Origin of the sequence: Microcoleus sp. Pol7_B2, assembly GCF_036701035.1 — a bacterium.
GTDB lineage: Bacteria > Cyanobacteriota > Cyanobacteriia > Cyanobacteriales > Microcoleaceae > Microcoleus.
In genome coordinates this window covers 22,524-31,185 of record NZ_JAUBQB010000082.1, presented here as the reverse complement: position 1 = coordinate 31,185, position 8,662 = coordinate 22,524, and the positions used below count along the sequence as shown (strand labels likewise).

Here is an 8,662-nt window from a genome sequence, read left to right as displayed (position 1 = left end):
GAGGTACTGGAATAATAATGAATCCTCCTGTATTTATTGTTTTAAGCACTGCATAGCTCTTAACTGAACCGTATTGGCTGATGGAAGGGAGAAAAAGCGGCGGTTTAGAGGACTTTCTCAAGCAAGTAGGGCAATTTCAGCAGGATTGCGATAAGAATTCAGAAATGAGACACCGGATTTTGATTACTGGCAGAACTTTAGCTTTGCAAGGAATTGAAAGGCAACTGCCAGATAACTTGGATCGAGTCGAAGTTCAGATAATGGGTTACGGACTACAGCAACAGTGGTTGAGCAAGTGGGAAGTCCAATTTGGGGCGGAAAAAACCTCTGCTTTTAAGCATTTTTTGCAAGATGAATGCTGTCCAGAGAATGTAAAATCAGAACTGTCGCGAGAGCCGCTCTTGCTTTATCTGTTAGCGGCGATGCACCGGGACAAAATCTTGAAAGTTGAGGATTTTCAAGGAACTAACAGCACTCAAGCAAAAATTTTGATTTACAACCAAGCTGTGAATTGGGTACTCACAAAACAGCGGTCTGACAACTTCAAGAAGAGGCTCAATCAAGATTTGACAGGACTGGAAACAGAGGATTTGCGGCGCATCCTGACAGAAGCAGCGTTGTGCGTGGTGCAGTCTGGAGGAGAATGGGCTCCTGTAGCGATGATTGAGGAACGATTGAGAGAAGACAACTCGGTTAAAGCATTACTTGAAGAGGCACAAAAACGGATCGGCGACAATCCTCTAAGAAATGCTTTGGCGGTTTTTTATTTTCAGCAAGGCAGCAAAGAAGGTTCTGTAGAGTTTGTACACAAGAGTTTTGGTGAATTTCTGTGTGCGGAACGATTGAAAGAAAGTCTGGAAGAGTGGACAGAACCAGCAAGAAGAGGTAGAGGATTTAATACTAAAGACTCTGATATGGACTGGGAAATTTATGATTTGTTGGGTTATGGGCCGCTGACAGAAGAAATTGTGGAATATTTGATGGGGTTGTTAACAACTCCGGCTGCTCCAGGCGAGGAAAATCTGTTTCGCCCTGTGGAGTTATTCCAGCGTTTGGAAAATTTTTATCTGCGGTGGTGCGAGGGGGAATTTATTGATGCGCCGCCGGAAAATTTTCCTCAGAAGAAGATGCGCCTACTGCGAGATCAATTGAAAACCCAAAAATTGGGACAGCGACAAATAGATGTTTATACTGGTTTGAATGTGATGATTTTGCTGTTGGAGTTGCACCGTTACGGGCAGCAAATAGATGAATTGAAAGACAAAATAGTGTTTTATCCTTGCGGGAAGCCTAATGATGAAGGCAAGCTTGACGATAGCAATCGGTTATTGCGTCTCATCAGCTATAGCTATTGTGTTGGGAATTGGGGGTTTCTGCAAATTGTTGGGCTATTTCTCAGCGGCGCAAACCTCAGTGGCGCAAACTTAGGTGGCACAGAGCTCTGTGGCGCAGACCTCTATGGCGCAAACCTTAGTGGCGCAAACCTCAACGGCGCAGAATTCAGCAACGCAGACCTCATTGACGCAAACCTTAGGGGCGCACACCTCAGTGGTACATATCTCATTGAGGCAGACCTCAGCGGCGCAGACCTCAGCAGTGCACACCTCAGCGGCGCAGACCTTTATGGCGCAAACCTCAGCAGTGCAAACCTCAGCGGCGCAGACCTCAGCAGTGCAAACCTCAGCGGCGCAGACCTCAGCGGCGCAAACCTCAGCCGCGCATACCTCATCGGCGCAGACATCAGCGACACAGACCTCAGCCGCGCAGACCTCAGCCGCGCAGACCTCAACAGCGTAAACCTCAGCGGCGCAAACCTCATCGGCGCAGACCTCAGTCACGCAGACCTCAGCTACGCAGACCTCGGTGGCGTAAACATCAGTGGCGCAAACCTCAGTGGCGCAAACCTCAGCGGCGCATACATCAGCGATCGCACTTTTGGCGATGTCAAATGGAACGAAAATACAAAGTGGGAGAATGTTCGAGGTTTGGATACAGCCGTTGATGTTCCAGAAGCGTTAAGGCGACAGCTAGGAATGCAGTAGAAACCTTTTTCCAGGCTGGGCGTATCATTTTTATGAACAGGCTTTCGGGCCTGTTCCACAAAGAGTGAATTTTCTTGTGGGGTGGGCCCTCCTAGCCGGCGCCCGAAAGACCGATCGACATACGAAGGTCGATCGACCTTATTTTATCCAAAAGGTCGATCGGAGTGGATTTAAGCCGTTGCAGAACATTTGCGCGATCGTAACAATTCCAAAGCTTGCTGTTTCACCCTCCCTTCCATCACCTCTTTTTGCAAAGTAATAAAAGCCTCAAAATCTTCTAAACCGTACTTAGTCATCTGCAACTGCTGTCGCAACAGTTCTTCGGCCTCAACCGTTAAGTAACCTGTTGCCAAAGCTTTTCGGACAATTTTACTGATTAAAGTCATATTAGATTCACCCTGAAGACGCGCACGTTAAAACACTCGATTTGTGTCACCCGACTAACTCAGCTTTTTGTTTGTTTCCTGATTACCCTCCAAATACGTTAAATCTGCCTTAAGGCATATTTAAACATACCGATTGGTGACAGGGGAAGTTGTATCAATTTTAACTGTAGAGTGCGATTAAATTCAATTGGTATATTTAGTTTTGGTCAGACCACATTATCCTTCAAACACGTTAAATCTACCTTAAGACATAATTTAAACATAGCGATTTGTGACATTGAAAATTGTAAGGATTTTAAATGTAGAGTGCGCTTAAATTGGTATATTTAGTTTCTGTCTAGCAACAGCCGCCATTCTCTGACAGCAAAGGGAGGAACCAGCAATTCTGTTTCTTTTTGATTTTTCACGGGCAAATTCAACAGCAAAGGTCGATTACTTTCTAATTGTGTAATTATTGATTTGAAATCGTATTCTCCGACATTAATTGGCAAACCCGACTCTTTCCAAATATCATTAGCATTGCCAATTTCGCGCTTGCCCGCAGCAACTTTCAGCGGAACAGGGTGCTGCATTTCTGTTCCTGGAAATCCTACTAATCTCAGATTTAAAGACTTTACTACTCCCGACTTGACTCGCTTGTACAAAACAACTTGCCATGCTTTGTCATCTGTATCACGCAGGCTTTGTACGGATCGGAACATTACTGTCTCTGCAGTTTCTGGATATTTGTGAATCGAGGCGAAAGCGGGCGGGCTAACCGCTAAGATTATATACAAGCACAAGCTAATAATAGTTAAAATGCGACGCCAACAATAAGATTTTTTCAACTTCCAATACCTCCAATAATTTACATTTTTTTAGCAAAAAACAGAAAAAAGCACAGGTTTGTAGTGAGATTATTAAGGGATGAATAATAGAAGACAAGAAGCAGGCAGGTTTTGTATAAAGATTATTCATCTGTGACCAAGTTAGGCGCTAAACCTGCCCCTACATTATACCTCGGCTTGGTTTCCTGAAGTTAGGCGCTCAACCTGATCTTACAATGTAGATAGTCTGGTTTATTTCCAATCAGTTTCAGCTTGGGATAGCACGTAAGCTGAAACATCGATAATTTGTTGTTCCGACAAACGATCTTTGTAAGCGGGCATAATACCTTTGCCGTTGGTTACTAAGTTGGAAATGTTGGCGATGGAATCCATACCGTATTTTTTTAAGGCTTTTTGTTTCAAGTTTTTGCCGCGCCTGATAATGTTGCTGCCGTTGATGTGACAGCCTGCACAGTTGGCGCTGAAGACTTCGGCTGCCGTTGTGGGATTTGTAGTTGTATCTGCGAGGGCGATTTGGGAATTAGTGGCGATTTCTACAAATGCCAGTGTCAGTATCAATACAAAGGCGGTGAGAATTTTTTTTAAGTTCTTTAGCGAAATCATTTTGTATTTGCAAGTTGAAAAATAGTGCTGATTTAATGATATCACTAAATACGCATTTTGGGGTTAACTCAGCGATTTATTCTTCCCAATCGAATGTGCGGGAAACTGCTTTTTTCCAAAAGCGATATTTTTGCTCGCGAAGTGCGATCGGCATTTTCGGCTCCCAAATACAATCCACCGCCCAATTGTCCCGCAATTCGGCTAGCTGACTCCAAAAACCCACCGCCAAACCAGCCGCATAAGCCGCACCGAGTGCAGTAGTTTCTGCTACCACAGGCCGCACCACAGGCACTCCCAAAACATCGCTTTGAAACTGCATCAGCGTGTGATTTACCACCATTCCTCCGTCTACTTTTAAAGACAAAAGCTGCACTGCTGAATCCTGATTCATAGCGTCCAATATTTCCCGCGTTTGCCACGCTGTCGCTTCCAATACTGCGCGGGCAATGTGTGCCTTAGTCACGTAGCGAGTTAAACCTGCAATTACTCCCCGCGCGCTGTCTTTCCAATAGGGTGCGTAGAGTCCCGAAAATGCCGGGACAACGTAAACTCCCCCACTATCTTCGACTGTATTTGCTAATGTTTCTACGTCTGCAGATGTGTTGATGATGCCCAAATTGTCACGCAGCCACTGCACTAGAGCTCCGGCGATCGCAATACTGCCTTCCAAAGCATACACAGCGGGCGATTCCCCCATCTTGTAGGCGACTGTTGTTAGTAATCCTTGCTTTGAAGGGACGATCGCCTCACCGGTATTCAGCAGCATAAAACAGCCCGTACCGTAAGTATTTTTCGCCTCCCCCAGACTGAAACAAGTTTGCCCGACGAGGGCGGCCTGCTGATCGCCTAAAGCAGCAGCAATCGGAACACCTGCAAGCAATTCTTTTGCAGTTCCAAAAACTTGACTTGAAGGGCGAATTTCTGGCAGCATCTGGCGGGGAATTGCCATTATTTCCAAAGTTTCGGCATCCCAATCGAGAGTTTGCAAATCCATCAGCATCGTGCGGCTGGCGTTGGTAACATCGGTAATGTGTGCCCCGCCAGTCAGGTGCCAAATTAGGAAAGTATCGACATTGCCAAAAATCGCATCGCCTTTAATTGCAGCTTCCCGCAAGCCTGAAATATTGTCCAACATCCACTTAATTTTCGGCCCGCTGAAATAAGTAGCCAGCGGCAAACCGCATCGTTTTTGAAATCGATTTTTGCCCTCAACTTCAGCTAATTTTTCGCAAATGTGGTGAGTGCGAGTATCTTGCCAAACAATCGCATTCCCGTAAGGTTTGCCAGTTTTTCTGTTCCAAACAATTGTAGTTTCACGCTGGTTGGTAATACCGAGGGCTGCAATATCTTTAGGGTCGATATTGCCGATTTCAAGGGCATTTTTAATCACGCTTTGGGTTCGCTGCCAAATTTCATCGGGATTGTGTTCCACCCATCCTGGTTGCGGATAGATTTGCTGGTGTTCTTGTTGGTTGCTGCAAATTATCTGTCCCCGGCGATCGAATATGATAAATCTGGTGCTGGTGGTTCCTTGGTCGATCGCTGCTACGTATTTTTTTGCCAATTGTCTAAAACCTTTTTAGTAATGAGCTATTTAACGTATATGATACTATGTAAAACACAAGCTAATCTCAAAAACTTTAGTTTAGGGAACTCCACAAGTTGAAACTGGCAGATTTGCTCAGGCTCGATCGCACAATTAAGGTTATTGGCTTTGACGACGCTCCGTTTTCTCGTACAAGCGGCAGTCTGGTGTCGATGGCGGGCATAGTCTGCGGCGGAACTCGATTTGAAGGAATGGTGTGGGGACAAGTCCTCCCAGACGGATTAGATGCCACGGATGCTATTTCTGGTCTACTTCTCGGAGGCAAATTTCTGCCGCAATTGCATCTCGTTTTGCTAGACGGAATTGCTTTCGGCGGCTTCAATATTATTGACCTTCCGGAGTTAGAATCGCGCCTGCAAATTCCTTGCGTTGCTGTCATGCGCCGCCAACCAGATTTAGATGCTGTTGAAAAAGCCCTCCGCCATTTACCCGACTCGGAATACCGCTTAGAATTGTTGCGTCGCGCCGGGAAAATTCACGTTTTTGAACCTTTCTTTTTTCAAGTTTGCGGTGAAAAACCAGAAGTAATTGCGCTGGTGCTCCAGCGTTTGACAGACACTGGTAAAGTTCCTGAAGCTTTGCGTTTGGCTCATTTGATTGGTGCGGCGGTAATTAATGGAGTTAGTGGCAGTTCTGCTTGAATTATTTTTAAGAACGGGCAAGATGCCCGTTCCACAAAGACTAAATTTTCTTCTGGGCAGGATTTACGCAACTGTCCAAATGCTTCGATAGCCTCTCCAAAAGTTCCAAACTTTGCCCTTGGTTAGTTGATGAGTGCCGTACCGAGGGAGGGCACTCATCAACCAACCGTCCGAGCTCGGGTGTCAGCTTTTTGAATCAAAACTTCTCTCAGTTTATTGTCATATTTTTTAGACAATAAACATCGGAATCTGGGGCGTTTCAGTTGTTCACTTAAATAATTGGATAACAGCCCATTTTTGATTTTATATATGGTTCGACCTGTCCGAGCAGCTAAACTTTTAAGCCTTACCCATACAAGTAAAGCGCAAGCAATATGATTTCTTTGAATCCGAGCTTTCCGACACTGACAAGACTATATTCCTGTTAATTGCTTGATTTCTCGGTTGCCTTCTACAATTTTCCAACGAATAGCACACACTTTTTGTACGTCATTTGTGTCTGACTGAGTTAAGTCCTTAGTCGCGACATATCCCGTCTTGTTGGTGGAAACAATTACTCCGAATAATTTCACTTTCTTGAATTTCAATACTCACGACAGTTTGGGGAACGAGACTACAAGCTTACGCGGGGCAAGGATCATAAATAAAGTCGAATTAAATGCCGCATCAGGGGTGGAGCTGACATTGATTTAATTATCCACAGTGACTCAAAGTCAAGCGAGAATAAGCCATTGGGCTATATAAAAACTGTCCGAACTATTGACTTAAGAGAACTATCAAATATCCCTCCACTATCAAATATTACACCAGCATTAGGCTCTCGGCTGAAAGCTACATTAAAAGTATCAAGACGTTTTAGTAACCGAAAAGTAGCTGGCTTGTTAGAGTAGACTACCCCAAAGCTAGCAAAAGATCGGCTTAAATACTGGTGTCATATCAAATCTGTTAGCCTCGGTATCATTCAGCTCTCTATTCTCGACCTCTGCGTGAATCAGCGTCAATTCATTGTTATCTGCGCTTGCTGAAATTATCTTTTTTTTACCGCAGATACTGGCAGATCAACACAGATTAACGCAGATGAGTTATATCAATTCCGGCTGCAGCGTGATTGTTGACTGGATTGTACGGCCGACGATGCTACGGGATTTGAGATAAACATGAAACTAGAATGGGTTTAAAAAGGATTGAATGAAAAAGAATTACAGCTTTTGGAGTTAAAGCAATAGGTAAAGTTAAATGAAATTTAAATAAAATTGAAAAAAGCCAAAAGTAAGAAAGCCAAAAGTAAAAAAACTTGTTTTTACTTTTGGCTTTTGACTTTTGACTTTTAGCACATCGAGTATTCAACTCAAAACTCAAAACTCAAAACTCTTAAGGCGTTGCTGCCGCCCTGCGGTTGGCAACAATCAGATTAGCCTGATACTCTGCCGCTTTTTGCTGAGCCTTTTGATAGTTCGGGCTGGTTGACGGTACGGCTCTCATGAGCTTAACCGCTTGCTGCCACTCGCTTGCTACTGCGATCCACTCATTTTGAGACTGAGCCTTCTGGGCCGAAATTGCTGCTTTCTGAGCTGTGTTAACGGCTTCTCTCCAAGAGTCAGGCTTAGGCGCGGCGGCTTTTGGTGCAGGAGAGGCTGGAGCTGGGCTTGCTGGCGCAGCAGCAGTGGGAGCGGGTTTTGGTGCAGGGGAGGCTGCCTGTGGGGTGCCCGGAGATGCGGCTGGAGAGGATGCAGCGGCTTTAGACGCGGGAGATGCGGGTTTCGGGGAAGGGGAAGCAGCTTCGGGGGCGATGGGTTCTGGGTTCGAGTCGCCGAAGGGGAAAGTTTTAGTAAAGAAAAGCCCTGCGATCGCCGCCAGAGGTACTAAGATACCCACAGGTATTACCCATTTGGGAAATTGTTTTTTCGGAGGCGGGGCTTGATCTTCGTCTTCGTCTTCGTCTTCCTCGTCGTCATCTCGATCGAATTCTCCTTCTTGATAATAGTCTTCGCCTTCGGGCTCGACATCATCTAAACCTACAGAGTCGTCAGGCATTCCACTATCCAAGGGGTAAGGCATTGAATCCGCAGGCATCAGATCAATTTCATCTTCCCACGTAGGCGATCCCTCACCTGTTCGACGCCCGTAAACCTTTACAGTGTGAATTGATTCGAGTCCCAGCTTCGTCATGCCGGTGCGGATGAAATCGACCAATACCATTTGATCCGGTACTTTGTCTGCCTCCAGAATTATGTGGAGGCAGCCGTTGTCCCGCGTCACATCGGCGTTGATGCCTTTGGGTTTGAGTGTACGGTTGATGCTAGATGCGATCGCTTTTGGATCGCCTTGCTTGAGCAGTTCCCGCGGGTTCTGTTGTGTCATGGGTAGCGCTCTTTTTTTGGGGGGGGTGGAGAGCCGGCAAATAATATTAACCGATCGGCATTCGGCGGACAATATTTATTTACCACATTAACTTCTACTTTGCCATTCTGAGAGTATTTCTAGTATCTATTGACCTTTTGGCCCGTGAGCCGGTATAAAGCACATACCCGCTATCGAAATTTGTTGTAAAAATTTA

The 8,662-nt window shown here is 45.4% G+C and carries 7 protein-coding genes and 1 pseudogene; 2 read left to right on the top strand and 6 right to left on the bottom strand.

The features are described from left to right. Positions 1-80: 80 nt before the first annotated feature. A complete protein-coding gene (locus QUA57_RS23690) occupies positions 81-2,042 on the top strand; it encodes a pentapeptide repeat-containing protein (protein WP_333063937.1) in 1,962 nt (653 codons plus the stop codon). Positions 2,043-2,212: 170 nt separating this feature from the next. Here QUA57_RS23690 and QUA57_RS23685 read toward each other — a convergent pair whose 3' ends face one another. The 4 genes from QUA57_RS23685 to glpK all read right to left on the bottom strand — a co-directional run bounded on the left by QUA57_RS23685 (position 2,213) and on the right by glpK (position 5,422). Beyond that, positions 2,213-2,428: a hypothetical protein gene (locus QUA57_RS23685; RefSeq protein ID WP_006634939.1), complete on the bottom strand. Its 216-nt coding sequence runs from the start codon at positions 2,426-2,428 to the stop codon at positions 2,213-2,215. A gap of 326 nt (positions 2,429-2,754) precedes the next feature. Beyond that, on the bottom strand, positions 2,755-3,204 hold the full coding sequence (locus tag QUA57_RS23680) for a DUF3122 domain-containing protein (RefSeq protein ID WP_333251376.1): 450 nt from the start codon (positions 3,202-3,204) through the stop codon (positions 2,755-2,757). 282 nt (positions 3,205-3,486) lie between these two features. Further along, positions 3,487-3,858 (bottom strand): c-type cytochrome, encoded by a 372-nt coding sequence (locus QUA57_RS23675; protein WP_333063940.1) that lies wholly within the window; start codon positions 3,856-3,858, stop codon positions 3,487-3,489. 76 nt (positions 3,859-3,934) lie between these two features. Then, a complete protein-coding gene (glpK, locus tag QUA57_RS23670; protein WP_333063942.1) occupies positions 3,935-5,422 on the bottom strand; it encodes a glycerol kinase GlpK in 1,488 nt (495 codons plus the stop codon). 98 nt (positions 5,423-5,520) lie between these two features. Between glpK and QUA57_RS23665 the strand changes: the two genes are divergently transcribed. Further along, complete coding sequence (locus QUA57_RS23665; RefSeq protein WP_333063943.1) at positions 5,521-6,105, top strand: endonuclease dU; 585 nt, start codon at positions 5,521-5,523, stop codon at positions 6,103-6,105. A 242-nt stretch (positions 6,106-6,347) separates the two neighbouring features. Here the strand turns inward: QUA57_RS23665 and QUA57_RS23660 are convergent. Next, a pseudogene (locus QUA57_RS23660) lies at positions 6,348-6,689 on the bottom strand (IS701-like element ISPlag1 family transposase); the annotation flags it as partial. Positions 6,690-7,476: 787 nt separating this feature from the next. Beyond that, entirely contained in the window at positions 7,477-8,466 is a 990-nt protein-coding gene (locus QUA57_RS23655; protein ID WP_333063945.1) for a hypothetical protein, read from the bottom strand. Positions 8,467-8,662: the final 196 nt, after the last annotated feature.

Bases quoted from the DNA above. Each gene is read 5' to 3' on its own strand.
- QUA57_RS23690 (WP_333063937.1), top strand. From the start codon at position 81: ATGGAAGGGAGAAAAAGCGGCGGTTTAGAGGACTTTCTCAAGCAAGTA.
- QUA57_RS23685 (WP_006634939.1), bottom strand. From the start codon at position 2,428: ATGACTTTAATCAGTAAAATTGTCCGAAAAGCTTTGGCAACAGGTTAC.
- QUA57_RS23675 (WP_333063940.1), bottom strand. From the start codon at position 3,858: ATGATTTCGCTAAAGAACTTAAAAAAAATTCTCACCGCCTTTGTATTG.
- QUA57_RS23655 (WP_333063945.1), bottom strand. From the start codon at position 8,466: ATGACACAACAGAACCCGCGGGAACTGCTCAAGCAAGGCGATCCAAAA.